Raw genomic sequence first — 16,883 nt, 5'->3', positions numbered from 1 at the left:
GCTCGTCGGCGACGTACTGGCCGTCCTGGTTCTTCAGCGGGATCGTGATGCGCTCACCGGCCGTGAACGCGCGCGTCCACGCGGTGGTCGCGTTCTCCACCGACAGCACCTGCTCGCGGCACACGAAGTGCAGGTGGTCGTTCTTGATCATCGACCCGGGCAGCAGGTGCGCCTCGGTGAGGACCTGGAAGCCGTTGCAGATGCCGAGCACGGGCAGGCCCTTGCCTGCGGCCTCGACGACCTCGCCCATCACCGGCGCGAACCGGCTGATCGCCCCGGCGCGCAGGTAGTCGCCGTAGGAGAACCCGCCGGGCAGCACGACCGCGTCGACGCCCTTGAGGTCGGCGTCCGCGTGCCACAGCGCAACCGGCTCGCCCCCCGCCAGGCGCACGGCACGCGCCGCGTCCCGGTCGTCGAGCGTGCCGGGGAACGTGACGACCCCGACGCGACCCATCAGGCCAGACCCTGCGACGTGACGGTGGCGGCGGCATCGGCCTCGATGTCGGCGACGCGCACGACGTCCTCGATCACGGGGTTCGACAGGACCTGCTCGGCTGCGGCGGCGGCGGCCTCGAGGACCTCGGGCGTCACCGGCCCGTCGACCTCGAGCTCGAACCGCTTGCCCTGGCGGACGGCGGTGAACTGGCCGAAGCCGAGGCGCGGCAGCGCGTTCGCGACGGCCTTGCCCTGCGGGTCGAGGATCTCGGGCTTCGGCATGACGTCGACGACGACTCGTCCCACGGGGGTGCTCCCTGGTTCGCGGCGGTGGGGATCGCTGCCGATCCTACGGCGCGACGCGCGCACCCCGGACGCCGTCCCACGTGCCGGGCTGTCCGGCCCGGCGGCCCGATCCGTCTCCCGTCCCAGCACTTGGACTCACCACCCGACGACCTTGTCGTTCGGCGGCTTCTGGGGCGTCAGAAGCCGCCGAAGGACGAGTTCGCCGTGGGGTGGTGGGTGTGGGGGGTGGTGGGTCGGGGGGTGGTGGGTCGGGGGGTCGGGGGTCAGAGGGTCGTGTGGGTCCAGGTGGCGGCGACGAGGGTGGCGGCGACGCGGGTCGTGCGCACGGCGCCGGGCGTCGTGGCGAGCGCCAGCGGGTCGTCGTCCAGGACGACGAGGTCCGCCGGGTCGCCCGCGCGGGGCGTCAGCGGGCGGCCGTCGACGGACGACGCGAGCGCCGTCAGGGCGTCGACCGCCTGCTCGGGGTGCCAGGACGGGCGCGCGTCACCCGTGCGCCAGACCGCCGCGTCCACCGCGAGCCACGGGTCCAGGGGTGCGACGGGCGCGTCCGACCCGAACGCGAGGTCGACCCCGGCCGCGTGCAGCTCCGCCAGCGGGAACGCCCGGTGCGTCCGGCCGGCCCAGTGCCGGTCGGCGACGTCCCGGTCGTCGGGGATGTGCCCCGGCTGCACGCTCGCGGTCAGCCCCAGGGCGGCGAACCGCGCGACGTCACCCGTGCCGAGCAGCTGGGCGTGCTCGACCGACCCGCGCGCGCCGGTGGCCGCGAACGCGTCGAGGACGAGGGTGTTCGCCGCGTCGCCGATGGCGTGCACGGCGCACGTCAGCCCGTGGGCACGCGCGTGCCGCAGGAGCGGGACCAGCTCGTCGGCGGGCACGTTGAGCACGCCGTGCGACAGCGGGCCCTCGACGCCCGGGTACGGCGCGTGGCACCACGCCGTCCGCGTGTTGAGCGACCCGTCGACGATGACCTTGAGCGGCCCCTGCGTGACGCGCGCCCCCGCGACACGGTCGCCGGTGTGGAGCTCATCGGCGACGACGCGGTCCAGGTACGCCGGCCACACGCCCGCGCGCACCCGCACGACCGGGTCCCCCAGCTCGGCCCGTCGCCGCCAGACCGACACGTTGTCCGCGATCTCCAGGTCGACGACCCCGACGACGCCCCGGGCGGCCGCAGCGCGCAGCGCGTCGGTGACGAGCCGGTCCTGCACGTCCTCCGGGACGTGGTCGAGCGCCCCCATGAGGGGCATCCACTCGGTCTCGCGCAGGACGCCCGTGGGGTGCGTCGGCACGCCGAACAGGCGCAGGCCCGCGGTGGACACCCAGGCGCAGTGCAGGTCCCCGGACACGAGCACGACGGGCACGTCGCCGGCGACCGCGTCGAGCAGTGCCGACGTCGGCCGGTCGGGCCAGGAGCCGTCCCGGAACCCGATCCCGACGAGCGGCCGCCCGCTGGTGGGCGGGTCGGTCGCCAGCCGCTCGCGGACGAGGGCGGCGGCGTGCGCGGCCGACGTCGCGCCGGAGACGTCGAGCCGGCCGCGCGAGAGCGCCCACTGCGTGAGGTGCGTGTGCTGGTCCCACAGCCCGGGCAGGACGAGCCGGCCGTCCAGGTCGACGACCTCGGCGGCGCTCGCCGCAGGCCCCGGGGCCGCGGCGGAGGCCGAGCCTGCCGCCGGGCCGACCGAGGCGATGCGTCCGCCGCGCAGCACGACGTCGACGGGTGCGTCCTGACCGAGCAGGCGCGCGCGACGCAGGACGAGCGGGCGGAAGACGTCCACCGGACCTCCGGGACAGGACATGACACGACGTCGACGTGAACGGGGAGCTGCTGCGACACTACGCCGCGCCGTGGCCGGTCCCCTGCAGCCGCACGGCCGCCACCCCGAGCACGTCCGCACCGTGGGACGGGCCCTCCGCGAGACCGGCCTGAGTCGTCCTCCGCCCCGTCGTCAGCGCTCCCGGCCCGGTCTCGCGAACCGTCCGTCCCACCCAGCGGACGGCGGGACGTGGGTACGGTGAGGACGGTCCGACGGTCCGCTCGTGGGCAGGGGTGACACATGGGGTACGACCCGACGTTCCTGGGGCCCCAGGTCCCGCTGCCCATCCCGGCGCAGGCCGTGCGCGAGCTGCCCGCGACGCACTTCACCGTGCTGCTGGATCCCGTCCGCCGCCTGGCCGCCGCGACGGCGGTCAACGTCGACGGGGTCACGCTGCTCGACGTCCCGCGCGACGACGACTGGTACCTCGACCCGCGCATCGACGCCGACGAGCAGGCCGGTCCCGCGCTGTACGCCCGCAACGACCTGGACCGGGGACACCTCGTGCGGCGCCGTGACCCGGTGTGGGGCGAGCCGGGCGTCGCGGCGCAGGCCAACCGCGACACGTTCGCGTACCCCAACGCGGCGCCGCAGGCGTCGGGCTTCAACCAGAGCCGCGAGCTCTGGCTGGGCCTGGAGGACCACGTGCTGGAGCACGCCCGCGCGCAGCGGCTGCGCCTGTCGGTGCTCACCGGGCCGGTGCTCGCCGGTGACGACCCGGTCTACCGCGGCATCGGCCTGCCGCGCCGGTTCTGGAAGGTGGCGGCGTGGGCGCTCGACGGGGGCCGTCGCCTGGCGTCCGCGGCGTTCGTCCTCGACCAGACGCCGCTGCTGCCCGCCACCGAGCTGGCGGCGCGCACGCACGCGGCCGCCGCGGCCGACGAGCCGCCTCCGCTCGGGCCGTTCCGCACCTTCCAGGTCCCGGTCGCCGACGTCGCGGACCTCACGGGCCTCGACCTGGGACCGCTCGTGGCCGCCGACGTCCTGGGCGTGGCCACCGCGCAGGCGCTCCCGTGGCGTGAGCTGCACGCGCTGCCGGAGGTCGACCTCGGCACGTGACGCCCGACCTCACACGTCCAGAGGGTGCCCTGTCAGCCGCTCGTACGCCTCGAGGTAGCGGTCGCGGGTCCGGGTGACGACGTCCGCCGGGAGCGCGGGCGGCGGCGCGTCCGACGTCCGGTCCCAGCCCGACGCGGACGACGTCAGCCAGTCGCGCACGTACTGCTTGTCGAAGCTGGGCTGCGGGCGACCCGGCTCCCAGGCGTCGGCCGGCCAGAAGCGCGACGAGTCGGGGGTCAGCACCTCGTCGCCGAGCGTGATCGCCCCCGTCACCGGGTCCGTCCCGAACTCGAGCTTGGTGTCCGCGAGGATGACGCCGCGCTCGCGGGCGACGGCCTCGGCCCGCGCGTACACGGCCAGCGTGAGGTCGCGCAGCGTCTCGGCCGCGGCGGGACCCACGGTGTCGACGACGACCGAGAACCGCACGTTCTCGTCGTGCTCGCCGAGCTCGGCCTTGGCCGCGGGCGTGAAGATCGGCTCGGGGAGCCGTGAGCCGTCGACGAGCCCCGCAGGCAGCGGGATGCCCGTGACCTCGCCGCCGTCCCGGTACTCCGCGAGCCCCGAGCCCGTGAGGTAGCCCCGCGCGACGCACTCGACGGGGAACATGTCCAGCCGTCGGCACACCATCGCGCGCCCCGCGACGGCGTCGGGCACGTCGGTCGCCACCACGTGGTTGGGCACGAGGTCCGCGAGCTGCTCGAACCACCACAGGCTCAGCTGCGTCAGGACCACGCCCTTGCCGGGGATGCCGGGCGACAGCACGTGGTCGTACGCGGACACGCGGTCCGACGCGACGACGAGCACGACGTCGCCGTGCAGGTCACGCAGCGCGACGCCGGCGGGCGAGCCGTCGGGCTCGTACAGGTCGCGGACCTTCCCGGAGTAGACGTGCCGCCATCCGGGCAGCTGCGCGGGGACGTCGAGAGGTGCGTTCACGGGCACAGTGTGGCGTGCGACGCGGGTACGGGGCGACGCCCGACCGTCCAGCGGTCGCGCGTCACCCCGTGCCTCCGTGCGTCCGGGTCAGGCCGCCGTGCGCCGGCGGGCGACGAGGACGACCGTGGCGGCGACGCGGTCACCGGGCCGCGCGGGGACGTCGACGACGCGCTCAGCCCTCGCTCACGGCCAGCGCGATGTCCGTCCGGTGCTGCGAACCGGCCAGGGCGACCTGGTCGACCGCGACGTACGCGGCCCGCCGCGCCGCGGCGAGGGTCTCCCCCACACCCACGACGGACAGCACCCGGCCGCCGTCGGACACCAGCAGGGGGTCGTTGATCGGGTTCTCGGGGTCGTCGCTCGTGGTGCGCACCGCGGTGCCCGCGTGCAGCACGTGCACGCCGGGGACCGTGCCGGCCCCGTCCAGGCCCGTGATCGGGTCGCCCGTGCGGACCGTCCCCGGGTAGCCGTGCGCCGCGATCACCACGGTGACCGCGGCGTCCGCGCGCCAGTGCAGCGGCTCGACCTGCGCGAGGCGTCCCTGCGCCGCGGCGAGCAGCACCTCGGCGAGCGGCGACGCGAGGCGCGCGAGCACCACCTGCGTCTCCGGGTCGCCGAACCGCGCGTTGAACTCCACGACGCGCAGGCCCCGGCTCGTCAGCGCCAGGCCGCAGTACAGGACGCCGACGAAGGGCGTGCCGCGGCGCGCCATCTCGGCGACGGTCGGGCGTGCGACGGTCTCGACGACCTCGTCCACCAGCCCCTCGGGCGCCCACGGCAGCGGCGAGTAGGCGCCCATGCCACCGGTGTTGGGCCCCTGGTCGCCGTCGAGCGCGCGCTTGAAGTCCTGGGCCGGCACGAGCGGGACGACGTCGGTGCCGTCGCACAGGACGAACAGCGAGACCTCGGGGCCGTCCAGGAACTCCTCGACGACGACGCTGCCGCCCTCCTTGGCCAGGCAGGCGGCCGCGTGCGCGAGCGCGACCTCGCGGTCGTCGGTGACGACGACACCCTTGCCCGCGGCGAGCCCGTCCTCCTTGACGACGTGCGGCGCGCCGAACTCGTCGAGCGCGGCGGCGACCTCGTCGAGCGTCGTCGCGACCCGTGCGGCCGCCGTCGGCACGCCCGCCGCCGCCATGACGTCCTTCGCGAACGCCTTCGAGCCCTCGAGCCGCGCGGCCTGCGCCGACGGCCCGAACACCGGGATCCCCGCCGCGCGCACGGCGTCCGCGACGCCCGCGACGAGCGGCGCCTCGGGACCCACGACCACGAGGTCGACGCCCAGCGAGCGCGCGAGGTCGGCGACCGCGGCGCCGTCGAGCGGGTCGACCGCGTGCAGCGTCGCGCGCTGCGCGATCCCGGGGTTGCCCGGGGCCGCGTGGACGCGCGTCACCGCCGGGTCGAGGGACAGCGTGCGGGCCAGGGCGTGCTCACGGGCACCGGTGCCGATGACGAGGATCTCCACGTCGCCCGACCCTACCGGCCGCGCGGGTCCGGGCCTGTGCGCGTCCACAGGTCCGCGCCGGGCTCAGGCCGCGACGTCACCGACCCGGGCGCGCGCCCACGCCTGCACCTGCGCGTGGACCTCGCGCGGGTCGCCCAGGTACCCCCACGGGAGCTCGAGGAGGTGCTCGCGTGTGCGCGCGAGGTGCGGTGCGGCGTCGGCCGGCAGGTCGGCCAGCCAGAAGGCCATCGCCAGCACGTTGTGCCCCCACGCGCGGCCGACCGGCGACGGCTCCTGCGACGACCAGCGCTCCGCCGCGGCGCGCAGCTCGGCCCGCGTCGCGGGGCTCTCGATGTGGGAGTCGGCCGCGTGCTGCGACCGGTTGAGCAGGTGCGCGTACTGCTCGAGGTGCGCGACGACGACGAGCAGCCCGACCGCGTCGCCCGCCGGCGCCTGCCAGCTCACCGAGCGCGCCAGGCCGAACATCTCCTCGGTGCTGCCGTACCACTTCGGCGCGACGAACTGCAGCGCCTCACCGAGGCCGCCCCGGTGCAGCGGCGCGACCGCCCGCAGACGTGCGAGGCGACGCTCGTGCTCCTCCTTGCCCAGCTGCAGGCCGCGGGCCACCGCGAGCCGGGACGCCAGCACCGACGGGTCGTCGGGCCAGACCTGCAGGGCGGTGGTCGCCTCGGCGTCCGCCTCCTGCAGGCCGGCGAGGAAACCTTCGACGTCCCGCACCTCGTAGTCCGTGCCGCGGCGCAGCCACGCCCGCTCGACGGCGGCCTGCACGCCCACCGCGAGCGCGTCGCGCGCCTGCGGCTCCGCCTCGAGCCACGTCTCCAGCCAGCGGGGGCTGACCGCTGCCACGGTGGCGAGCTCGACGACGCGGTCGTGCCGCGCGTCCGCGTCGGCCGTGACGGCCAGCAGGTGCGCGGCAGGGCGCCAGTCGCCGCCACGTGCGGCGTCGCGGGCCGCACGCAGGTCGACGTCGTCACCCGCGCCGTCGGTCTGCACGTAGTCCGACTCGAGCGGGTCGTCCCACGTCGCCCGTCCCCCGGTGGCCAGGTGCACGGCGAGCTTGCCGAACCGTGTCACGGTGGCCCACAGCAGCAGGGCGGCCGACGTCCAGCACAGCGTCCACGCGAGCGTCGGGCCGACGTACGAGCCCGCGACGACGAGCACGGTCGCCCCGACGGCCACCAGCGCACCGAGGTACGCGACCACCGCGCCCTGCGTCTTGCCGCCGGCCGGGGAGAACCACCACGGCGCACCGTCCTGCATGCCGAGCAGACGGTGCGCCGGGCTCGCCGCGACCACGGCGACCAGCACCCCGACGACGACGAGCACGAGCGCCCCGACGACCACGTAGGCGGCGGGCGAGTCCCAAGCGGCGGCATCCACGGCGGGAGTCTCACACCACCAGCCGCACCGCCGTGACCACTAGGCACGACGGTCACCCGTCCGGACGTGCGCGCGGTGCGCGCGCTCTCAGGCCAGGAGCTCGTGCCGGATGATCGTCGCCTCGCGCCCGGGACCGACGCCGACCGACGAGATGCGCGTGCCCGACACGTCCTCGAGGAACTGCAGGTACCGCTGGGCGGCCTTCGGCAGGTCGTCGAACTCCCGCGCGTGGGAGATGTCCTCGCTCCAGCCGTCGAGGTACTCGTACACCGGCCGGGCGTGGTGGAAGTCGCTCTGGTCGATCGGCATGTCCTCGACGCGCCGGCCGTCCACGTCGTACGCGACGCAGACGGGGACCCGCTCGCGGCCCGTGAGCACGTCGAGCTTGGTGACGACGAGGTCCGTCAGGCCGTTGACCATCGAGGCGTAGCGCACGACCACCGAGTCGTACCAGCCGGTGCGGCGCGGCCGGCCCGTCGTGGTGCCGAACTCGCCGCCGGTCTGACGCAGCCACTCGCCGTCGTCGTCGAGCAGCTCGGTGGGGAACGGCCCCTCGCCCACGCGCGTCGTGTACGCCTTGGCGACCGCCACGACCCGGTCGATGCGGGTCGGCCCCACGCCCGAGCCCGTGCACGCCCCGCCCGCGGTGCACGCGGACGACGTGACGAACGGGTACGTGCCGTGGTCGACGTCGAGCATCGTGGCCTGCCCCGCCTCGAAGACCAGGGTCTTGCCCTCGTCGAGCGACCGGTTGAGGAACTGCGGGGTGTCCGCGACGAACGGGCGCAGGCGCTCGGCGTGGCGCAGCAGGTCGTCCAGCGTCTCCTCGACCGTGATCGCGCGCCGGTTGTAGACCTTCACCAGCAGGTGGTTCTTCTGGTCGAGCGCACCCTCGACCTTCTGCCGCAGGATCCCCTCGTCGAAGAGGTCCTGCACGCGGATGCCGATGCGGTTGATCTTGTCGGCGTACGTGGGGCCGATGCCCCGGCCGGTCGTGCCGATGCGGCGCTTGCCCAGGAAGCGCTCGGCGACCTTGTCCATCGTGCGGTTGTACGGCGCGATGACGTGCGCGGCCGACGAGACCAGCAGGCGCGAGGTGTCGACGCCCCGCGCCTCGAGCGCGTCGATCTCCTCGAAGAGCACCTCGATGTCGATGACGACGCCGTTGGCGATCACCGGGACGACGCCCGGGGTGAGGATCCCCGACGGCAGCAGGTGCAGGGCGTACTTCTCGCCCTCGATGACGACCGTGTGACCGGCGTTGTTGCCGCCGTTGAACTTCACGACGACGTCCGTGCGGTCACCGAGCTGGTCGGTCGCCTTCCCCTTGCCCTCGTCGCCCCACTGCGCACCGAGCACCACGACGGCCGGCATGACGATCACCACTCCCCGCTGCCTGCGATGCGGCTCCGCCCGCAGACGGGCGCGAGCGGGCTCGCGGCGCGGGTGACCCGAGGACGCGCGGCAGTGACGCGTACCACCGGAAGGGTACCGGAGGACCGCGTCGGCCAGCGGTGCGCGTCCACACCGCGAGGTCCGGTGCACGACGGCGGGAGCGTCGAGGGGCGCCCGCCGGCGTCCTCAGCGCAGCGCGGCGACCTCGTCGGCCGACGTCCCGCAGTCCCGCAGGAACTGGCGGCAGCGCTCGCCCTCCGCGGTCTCCCCCAGGGCGTCCGCCGCCGTCGCGAGCGCGAGCAGCGACCGCAGGAAGCCCTGGTTCGGCTCGTGCGCGACCGGCACCGGGCCGCGACCGCGCCAGCCGGCACCGCGCAGCGCGTCCAGGCCGCGGTGGTAGCCCGTCCGTGCGTACGCGTACGCCGCGACCGGGTCGTCCGCCCGCTCGGCCAGCAGCGCCCACACCAGCGACGCCGCGGGGGCCGCGCTCACCACGTCGCGCGGGTCCGCCCCGGAGGCGAGGGCGGCACGCGCCGTCGCGTCGGGGCCGTCGGCGGGCAGCAGCGTCGGCGCGGGGCCGTCGAGCAGGTTCTCGTGGGTCATGGCGCCAGTGTCGCACCGGCGTGCCCCGGGCGTACGACGCCCCGACCGGGGCGAACCGCCGTGACACGGACCTGCGGTCGCACCCGCTGGACGCCGCCGTTAGAGTCGAACGGCCGACCAGCACACCCCGCGGACTCCCCCTCCCCCGGTCGGCTCGGACCACAGGACAGCCATGATCGAGATATCGACGTCCTCCACGACCACGACGCTCCTCATCGCCGGTGACCTCGACCTGGCCGAGCGCGAGCAGTTCCCCGAGGTGACCGCGCGCGTCGTCGGCCTGCGTCGGCAGCTGCTGGTCATCGACATGTGCCGGGTGACCTTCATGGACTCCACGGGCGCCGCGTTCCTCATCTCGCTCGCCGACGCGGGCCGACGCCGCGGCGGTGCGACCGTCCTGCGCGGCGCAGCCGACCGCGACCTGTTCGTCCTGGAGATCTGCGGCGCGCTCGAGCTGTTCCGCATCGACGCGGACCACCGCTGCGAGCTCGGCGCCGAGCTCCCGAGCAGCCCCGAGGGCGAGCCCGCACCCGTCTGACCGGACCGCGCGACCGCACCACCGCGAGCGACGACGTCGCCGCTCGCGCTCGCCTACGCCCGGCGGGCCCCAGCGGGCAGGGACCCCGGGCGCACCTTCGCCCACACGACCTTGCCGCCGCGCGACTGGCGCCAGCCCCAGTCGGCCAGCCGCTCGACGATCTGCATCCCGAACCCCCCGACGCGCCCGGGGTGCCCGTCGGTCGTCACCGGCGGGGCCGGGTTGCCGTCCTCGACCTCGATGCGCAGCCCGTCGCCCGTGTCGTAGAGCTGCAGCGCCACGTGCCCCCAGCCGTGCAGCACGGCGTTGGCGACCAGCTCCGACACGATCAGCTCGGCGTTCGACGCGTCGGGCATCTCCCAGGCCTCGCAGGTCCGCACCACGGCGTGCCGCGCACGGCCGATCGACGCCGGCTCGCTCGGCAGCGCCCAGCGTCGGCGACGCGGGCTGACGGCACCCGCCAGGTCGTCGTCGCCACCGGGCACCCGCAGGACGACCATCGCGACGTCGTCCTCCGGGTGGTCCGCGAGGCGGGACAGCAGGTCCTCGCCGATCCCGGCCGCGTCCCGTGCCGTGATGCCCGCGGCGACCACCTCCAGGACCGCCAGACCGTCCCGCAGGCTGCGGTCGCGCCGCTCGACGAGGCCGTCCGTGTAGAACACCACGACGTCCCCGGGCGCCAGCGCGGCCTCGTCCGTCGCGCGGCCTCCGGACCCGAATCCCACGAGCCGCCCGCCGGTGCCCCGCAGCTGCTGCGCGTGGCCGTCCCGCACGAGCAGCAGCGGCAGGTGGCCGGCGCGTGTGTACTGCAGCACCCAGCCGCCGTCGGCGCCACGCCGCAGCGCGGAGTACACCATGCTCGCCGCGCGCGGGATCCGCATGCCGCCGAAGAGCTGGTCGACACGGTCCAGCACGGGCCCGGGCGTCGTGATGTCGAACGCGTAGGACCGGACCACCGAGCGCAGCTGGCCCATCGTGGCGGCCGCCTCGATGTCGTGCCCGACGACGTCGCCGATGACGACGCTGACCGTCTCGGGGTCGATCTGCAGCACGTCGTACCAGTCGCCGCCGACCTGGGCGTCGTCGGCGTTGGGCGAGTAGTAGGTCCACACGTCGAGCCCGTCGACCTCGGCCTGCTCCGGCAGCATCGCGCGCTGCAGCGTCTCGGCCAGGCGGTGCTCGCGGTCGTAGAGCCGCACGTTGTCGATGGACAGCCCCACGCGCCGCGCGACCAGCTCGACCACCGTGCGCTCCGACGCCCCCAGCGCGGCACGCCCCCCGCCGCCGTGGGGGCGCACGACGAGCACGCCCACGACGCGTCGCCGCCCGGGGACCGCCTGCACGACGACCCGGTCGCCGTCGTCCGCACCCTGCGCCGCCAGCCGGCCGGACAGCCACCTCGAGTACGTGCCCTCCGGGTGGTCACCGGCCAGGTCGAGCTCGACGAGGCCGTCGCGCGCGCCGGACAGGAGCTGCCCCACGGGGTCACGCGGGCAGCGCGACAGCATCCGGCCGGACGGGCCGTGGTGCCGCGCACCCGACCCGTGGACCGGCTCCAGCCCGTCCGCGGCCCACAGCCCGTGGTCGAACAGGAAGAACTCCGCACGGTCGACGACCTGCGACTCCAGCAGGTTCGCGATCTCCCGCAGGCCGCGTGGCTCGTCGAGGTTCATCAGCAGGTCCGAGACGCGCGCGATGAGCGACAGGCTCCGCCGTTCGCGGCGCTCCTCGGCGACCAGCGCCGCGTGCTCGGCGGACGCCGTCAGCTCGGCCGTGAGGTCCTGGACGGCGGCGACCAGCGTGCCCGCGGGCACGTCGGGACCCGGCGGCAGCGGTGACACGTGCACGACGCAGCGCACGTCCGTGCCGTCCGCGCGACGCAGCACGACGGGGTGCGTGGAGGGTCCGCGCGACACGTCGCGGGCGGCGTCGGGGTCGCACGGGCGCACCCGCGGGTCGGTCAGCACGTCGACGCCGACGACCTCGTCCGCGTCGTGACCGACGGCGCGTGCGAGCGCGTCGTTCACCCACACGACCCGCAGTCCCGCGCGGGCGACGCGCAGCAGCGCCATGGGGATCTGGGTGGCGGCGAGGGCGACCGCCAGGACCGGACGGGACGTCCCGAACGTCACAGAACGCCCGTCGCCGGGCATCTGCGGCGTAGGCTCTGGCATCGGTTCGGCGGCGTAGGAGTTGACCACCACCACCTCCGATCGTCTAGCGTGCCGAAGGACGGACGGCTCGACCACCCCGGTGAGCCCCGCCAGCGCCCGGAAGGAGCATCGTGCGAGACGTTAACAGTCCTTCCGCCGGCCAGGACGCCGCCACGTCAGACGCGACGGAAGCCACGACGGTCGGGGAACCCGGCGCCGTGCAGGTCATCGTGGGTGCGGACCGCACCCGCATCGTCCTCTCGGGAGAGGTCGACGCCGACCTCGGCCCCGAGCTCCAGGAGGCGACCGCCGAGGCCGAGCAGCGCGGTCTGCCGATCGAGGTCGACGCGCACCACGTCACGTTCATGGACTCGTCCGGCGTCGCGTTCCTCGCGCGGCTGTCGATCCGCAGCGAGCACCGGGTGCGTCTGCTGCGGGTGCCGCCGACCGTGCGGTTCCTGCTCGAGGTCACCCGCATCGGCGAGCTCCTCGACGTCGTCGACGACGACGTGGACGAACCCTTCGAGCCGGTCGAACCGCCCGCCTGAGCACCTGGTCCGACGCGGACGGCCCCGGCCCCCTCACGGGGACCGGGGCCGTCGGCGTCGAGCAGGCGGTGATCAGGAGATCTTGGTGCCCGCCGACCGCAGCTGCTGGCACGCCTCGACGATGCGCGCGGCCATGCCGGCCTCGGCGAGCTTGCCCCACGCGCGGGGGTCGTACGCCTTCTTGTTGCCGACCTCGCCGTCGATCTTCAGGACGCCGTCGTAGTTCGTGAACATGTGGCCGACGACGGGACGCGTGAACGCGTACTGCGTGTCGGTGTCGATGTTCATCTTGATGACGCCGTTGTCGACGGCCTCCGAGATCTCCTCGGCCGTGGAGCCCGACCCGCCGTGGAACACGAGGTCGAACGGGTTCTCCTTGCCGATCTCGGCACCGACGGCCTTCTGGATGTCCAGGAGGATCGACGGGCGCAGCTTGACGGCACCCGGCTTGTACACGCCGTGCACGTTGCCGAACGTCAGGGCCGTCAGGTAGCGGCCCTTCTCGCCGGCGCCGAGCGCGCGGACCGTCGCCAGGCCGTCCTCGGCCGTCGTGTAGAGCTTCTCGTTGATCTCGGCCTCGTGGCCGTCCTCCTCGCCACCGACGACGCCGACCTCGATCTCGAGGATCGTGCGTGCCGCCTGCGACATCTCGAGGAGCTCCGCCGCGATGACGAGGTTCTCGTCGAGCGGGATGTCCGAGCCGTCGAACATGTGCGACTGGAACGTCGGGTTCTCGCCGCGCTTGACCTGCTCCGCCTCGAGCTCGAGCAGCGGGCGGACCCACGAGTCGAGGTTCTTCTTGACGCAGTGGTCGGTGTGCAGGGCGATCGTGACGCCGTAGTTCTTGGCGACCTCGGTCGCGTACGCCGCGAGGGCGAGCGTGCCCGAGACGCGGTTCTTGATGGTCGAGCCGGAGGCGTACTCGGCGCCGCCGACGGAGACCTGGATGATGCCGTCCGACTCGGCCTCCGCGAAGCCCTGGATGGCGGCGGTGACGGTCTGGGACGACGTGATGTTGACGGCGGGGTAGGCGAACTTGCCGGCCTTCGCCCGGTCGATCATCTCGGCGTAGACCTCGGGGGTTGCGATGGGCATCGCGGCATCTCCTGGTGATCGGGGTGCGGTACGACACGAGTCTGCCACCACCGGGCCGGAAGCGTTCCGGGACGTCCACCGGGACCCCGTCAGGCACCCGCCGGCGTCACCTCGCCACGTGCTGGACGGCCCACGTGTGCATGGCGATCGCGGCCGCCGCGCCGGCGTTCAGGGAACGCGTGCTGCCGTGCTGGGTGATGTGCACGACCACGTCGCACACCGCCTGCGCCGCCTGCGTCAGCCCCGTCGACTCCTGACCGAGCAGCAGGACGCACCGCGGCGGGAAGGTGTACGCCTCCAGGGGGACTGAGCCGGGCACGTTGTCGACGCCGACGATCGGCAGGCGCGTCCCGGCGGGCCCGGCACCGGCGGCCCACGTCGCGAGGGCCGCCGCGTCCGGGTGGTGGTGGACGTGCAGGTAGCGGTCGGTGACCATGGCGCCGCGGCGGTTCCACCGGCGGCGGCCCACGACGTGGACGCCGGCGCTGTTGAACGCGTTCGCGGTCCGCACGACGGACCCGATGTTGAGGTCGTGCGCCCAGTTCTCGATCGCGACGTGGAACGGGTTCCGCCGGGTGTCCAGGTCCGCGACGATCGCCTCGACGGTCTGGTACCGGTACGCGTCGACGACGTTGCGCCGGTCGCCGTGGGCGAGCAGCTCGGGGTCGTAGCGCGGGTCGAGCGCGCCCGACGCGAGCCGCGGCCACGCGTCCGGCCCGCCGGGCCACGGACCCACGCCGACCTCGGCCTCGGTGTCGTGCGGGGGCCCGGGCACGGCGCCGGCGTACGCACCGCCGTCCGGCCCGTGACCTGCGGCGTCGTCGGGGATCGGCACACGTCGAGCCTAGCGGCGGCGCACCACCGGCCCCGGTCCGGCGACGCACCTGGTCCGCGCCGCGGCCGTACGGCTCCTAGGCTGCAGGCATGGCAGACCCGGACGACGCCGCGCCCCCCGCCGCCGGGGACGGTGCCGCGTCGCCCGTCGAGGCGGTCGACCGGGCGCTGCGCGTGCTCGAGGCCCTGGCTGCCGCGGGGCCGGCCGGCACCGGGCTCGCGGAGCTGGCGGCCGACCTGGGCCTGAACAAGACGACCGTGCACCGGACGCTCGCGGCGCTGCGGCACCGTGGCTTCGCGACGCAGGAGCCGTCGGGGCGGTACGCGCTGGGCGCCGCGGCGACGCGGCTGGGCGACGACTACTTCGGGGACGAGAACCTGCCGGTCCTGCTGCACCCGGCCCTGCTGGCGCTGAGCCGCGAGGTCGACGAGCTCGTGCACCTCGGCGTGCTGAGCGGCCGCGAGGTCGTCTACCTCGACAAGGTCGAGCCCGACCGGCCGCTGCGGGTGTGGTCGGCGATCGGGCGCCGCAGCCCCGCGGTCACCACGGCGCTGGGGCGGGCGCTGCTCGCGTACCGCGGGACGGACCGCGCGGCGCTCGACGGGTACCTCACGGCCGCGAGGGTCGACGGCGACCACGTGTGGGAGGTGGTCGAGCGCGCCCGCCGCACCGGCTACGCGACCGAGGTCGAGGAGAACGAGGCGGGCATCAGCTGTGTCGCCGTGCCGCTCGTGCGCGCGGGGGCCGCGGTCGCGGCGGTGTCCGTCACGGCACCCGTCGAGCGCATGACGCCCCGGCGCGTCGCCGACCTGCACGCGGCCGTCCTGCGGGTCCTGCCGCCGCTGCTGCCCGACGGGCTCGCGCTCCCCCGTCCCTGAGCGCGCGCACGCCCCCGGCCCCGCAACCAGGGCCGGGGGCGTGCGTCGTCAGGCAGGAACGGCGACCTCGTCGTCCGTGGCGGTCCGGCGGGCCTGCACGCGGGTCCGCCAGGTGAGCAGCGCGGCACCGAGCGCGGCGGCCGTCAGCGAGCCCAGCAGGATCGCCGCCTTGACGTTCTCGCTGTGCGGCGAGTCCGCGGCGAACGAGAGCTCACCGATGAGCAGCGAGACCGTGAACCCGACGCCCGCCACGACGCTGACGGCCGCCAGGTCGGGCCACCGCACGCTCGGGTCGAGCGTCGCCTTGGTGAGCTTGACCAGCAGGAACGTCGCCAGCAGGATCCCCACGGGCTTGCCGAGCACCAGGCCGAGGGCGACGCCCTGCGCGGCCGGGTCCGACACCGCGTCGGCCAGCGCGCTCGGGCTCATGCTCACCCCCGCCGCGAACAGCGCGAAGACCGGCACGGCGACGCCGGCGGACACCGGCCGCCACAGGTGCTCGAGGTGCTCGGCGCGGCTGATCGTCTCGCCCTTGCGGGCGAGCGCCGGCACGGTGAACCCCAGGATGACGCCCGCGATGGTCGCGTGCACACCGGACATGTGCATGAAGGCCCAGGCCAGGACGGCGAGCGGCACCAGCACCCACGCCGACGTCCGGCGCCGCACCAGCACCGCGAACACGCCGATCGTCGCGAGCGACACGGCGAGCCATACGAACTGCAGGCCGACGGCGTAGAAGACCGCGATGACGACGATGCCGAGCAGGTCGTCGACCACGGCGAGCGTGAGCAGGAACGCGCGCAGCGCCGTGGGGAGCCGCTTGCCGAAGACCGTCAGGACGGCCACCGCGAACGCGATGTCGGTCGCCACCGGGATGGCCCAGCCCTCGGAGCTGCCGCCGGCCTGCAGGTTGACCACCGTGTAGATCAGCGCGGGCGCGGCCATGCCGCCGACTGCCGCGAGGATCGGGACGATCGCGGTCGACGGGCGCCGGAGCTGCCCGTCGACCATCTCGCGCTTGAGCTCGAGCCCCACGACGAAGAAGAAGATCGCGAGCAGCCCGTCGGTCGCCCACTGCGCGACGGTCAGGTCGAGGTGCAGGGCCGCCGGGCCGACGACGGTCCCGCTCAGCGTGTCGTAGCCGGCGGACCACGGGGAGTTGGCCCAGACCAGGGCGACGACCGCCCCGAGCAGCAGGAGGATCGCACCGGCGTTCTCGGCGCGCAGCGTGTCGGCCAGGTTGCGCAGGGCACCGGGCGTCAACCGCCCGCCGACGCGGGCGTGGGGTTCAGGGGTGGGGTCGGTCATGGCGTTCCTCGCGTGTGCTCGGGCCCCCTCCGGGCGCCGGTGCCCGGGGAGCTGCGGTGGAAGGTAGTCGGGAGCGGGCGCCCCTTCCGAGGAGTGAGGTCCTCGCAGGGCGCCCGCCGTGGGTGGTACTCGCAC

General features: G+C 74.9%; 16 protein-coding genes. 4 read left to right on the top strand and 12 right to left on the bottom strand.

Annotated features, from left to right (window positions below; genetic code table 11):
• The 3 genes from purQ to IR158_RS02340 form a co-directional block, all read right to left on the bottom strand.
• The coding region (gene purQ, locus IR158_RS02350; RefSeq protein WP_291808975.1) for a phosphoribosylformylglycinamidine synthase subunit PurQ at positions 1–454 on the bottom strand (454 nt) is incomplete at its 3' end.
• Positions 454–741, bottom strand: a complete 288-nt coding sequence (gene purS / locus IR158_RS02345; protein WP_227576449.1) for a phosphoribosylformylglycinamidine synthase subunit PurS — start codon at positions 739–741, stop codon at positions 454–456. The genes purQ and purS, both read right to left, overlap by 1 nt.
• A gap of 263 nt (positions 742–1,004) precedes the next feature.
• The gene (locus IR158_RS02340) at positions 1,005–2,537 is read right to left on the bottom strand and encodes an amidohydrolase (RefSeq protein ID WP_291808969.1); all 1,533 of its coding nucleotides are present in this window, start codon (positions 2,535–2,537) and stop codon (positions 1,005–1,007) included.
• Positions 2,538–2,795: 258 nt separating this feature from the next.
• Here IR158_RS02340 and IR158_RS02335 point away from each other — a divergent pair, with 258 nt between their 5' ends.
• A complete protein-coding gene (locus tag IR158_RS02335) occupies positions 2,796–3,614 on the top strand; it encodes a DNA/RNA non-specific endonuclease (RefSeq protein WP_291808966.1) in 819 nt (272 codons plus the stop codon).
• 9 nt (positions 3,615–3,623) lie between these two features.
• On the opposite strand, the gene IR158_RS02330 is transcribed toward IR158_RS02335, so the two are convergent.
• From IR158_RS02330 to IR158_RS02310, 5 genes are all read right to left on the bottom strand, one after another.
• Complete coding sequence (locus tag IR158_RS02330) at positions 3,624–4,550, bottom strand: phosphoribosylaminoimidazolesuccinocarboxamide synthase (RefSeq protein ID WP_291808963.1); 927 nt, start codon at positions 4,548–4,550, stop codon at positions 3,624–3,626.
• Between the two features lie 172 nt (positions 4,551–4,722).
• Entirely contained in the window at positions 4,723–6,015 is a 1,293-nt protein-coding gene (purD, locus tag IR158_RS02325) for a phosphoribosylamine--glycine ligase (RefSeq protein ID WP_291808960.1), read from the bottom strand.
• 63 nt (positions 6,016–6,078) lie between these two features.
• A complete protein-coding gene (locus IR158_RS02320) occupies positions 6,079–7,395 on the bottom strand; it encodes a hypothetical protein (protein ID WP_291808958.1) in 1,317 nt (438 codons plus the stop codon).
• Between the two features lie 87 nt (positions 7,396–7,482).
• The gene (locus tag IR158_RS02315) at positions 7,483–8,769 is read right to left on the bottom strand and encodes an adenylosuccinate synthase (RefSeq protein WP_291808954.1); all 1,287 of its coding nucleotides are present in this window, start codon (positions 8,767–8,769) and stop codon (positions 7,483–7,485) included.
• Positions 8,770–8,976: 207 nt separating this feature from the next.
• Entirely contained in the window at positions 8,977–9,393 is a 417-nt protein-coding gene (locus IR158_RS02310) for a DUF3151 domain-containing protein (protein ID WP_291808950.1), read from the bottom strand.
• Positions 9,394–9,565: 172 nt separating this feature from the next.
• Between IR158_RS02310 and IR158_RS02305 the strand changes: the two genes are divergently transcribed.
• Positions 9,566–9,931, top strand: a complete 366-nt coding sequence (locus IR158_RS02305; protein ID WP_291808947.1) for an STAS domain-containing protein — start codon at positions 9,566–9,568, stop codon at positions 9,929–9,931.
• A gap of 53 nt (positions 9,932–9,984) precedes the next feature.
• Here the strand turns inward: IR158_RS02305 and IR158_RS02300 are convergent, their stop codons facing one another.
• Positions 9,985–12,084, bottom strand: a complete 2,100-nt coding sequence (locus IR158_RS02300; RefSeq protein WP_291808945.1) for a SpoIIE family protein phosphatase — start codon at positions 12,082–12,084, stop codon at positions 9,985–9,987.
• A 218-nt stretch (positions 12,085–12,302) separates the two neighbouring features.
• On the opposite strand from IR158_RS02300, the gene IR158_RS02295 reads away from it, so the two are divergent.
• Entirely contained in the window at positions 12,303–12,632 is a 330-nt protein-coding gene (locus tag IR158_RS02295) for an STAS domain-containing protein (protein WP_291808943.1), read from the top strand.
• Between the two features lie 72 nt (positions 12,633–12,704).
• On the opposite strand, the gene fbaA is transcribed toward IR158_RS02295, so the two are convergent.
• Together fbaA and IR158_RS02285 are read right to left on the bottom strand one after the other, a co-directional pair.
• Complete coding sequence (gene fbaA / locus IR158_RS02290) at positions 12,705–13,727, bottom strand: class II fructose-bisphosphate aldolase (protein WP_227576460.1); 1,023 nt, start codon at positions 13,725–13,727, stop codon at positions 12,705–12,707.
• Between the two features lie 106 nt (positions 13,728–13,833).
• Positions 13,834–14,502, bottom strand: a complete 669-nt coding sequence (locus tag IR158_RS02285) for a TrmH family RNA methyltransferase (RefSeq protein ID WP_291808979.1) — start codon at positions 14,500–14,502, stop codon at positions 13,834–13,836.
• 149 nt (positions 14,503–14,651) lie between these two features.
• Between IR158_RS02285 and IR158_RS02280 the strand changes: the two genes are divergently transcribed.
• Complete coding sequence (locus tag IR158_RS02280) at positions 14,652–15,440, top strand: IclR family transcriptional regulator (protein ID WP_291808938.1); 789 nt, start codon at positions 14,652–14,654, stop codon at positions 15,438–15,440.
• Positions 15,441–15,488: 48 nt separating this feature from the next.
• Here the strand turns inward: IR158_RS02280 and nhaA are convergent, their stop codons facing one another.
• Positions 15,489–16,748: a Na+/H+ antiporter NhaA gene (gene nhaA, locus IR158_RS02275; protein ID WP_291808935.1), complete on the bottom strand. Its 1,260-nt coding sequence runs from the start codon at positions 16,746–16,748 to the stop codon at positions 15,489–15,491.
• Positions 16,749–16,883: the final 135 nt, after the last annotated feature.

Origin of the sequence: Cellulomonas sp., assembly GCF_015234515.1 — a bacterium.
Lineage (GTDB): Bacteria > Actinomycetota > Actinomycetes > Actinomycetales > Cellulomonadaceae > Cellulomonas.
This window is presented reverse-complemented; position numbering and strand designations above follow the sequence as displayed.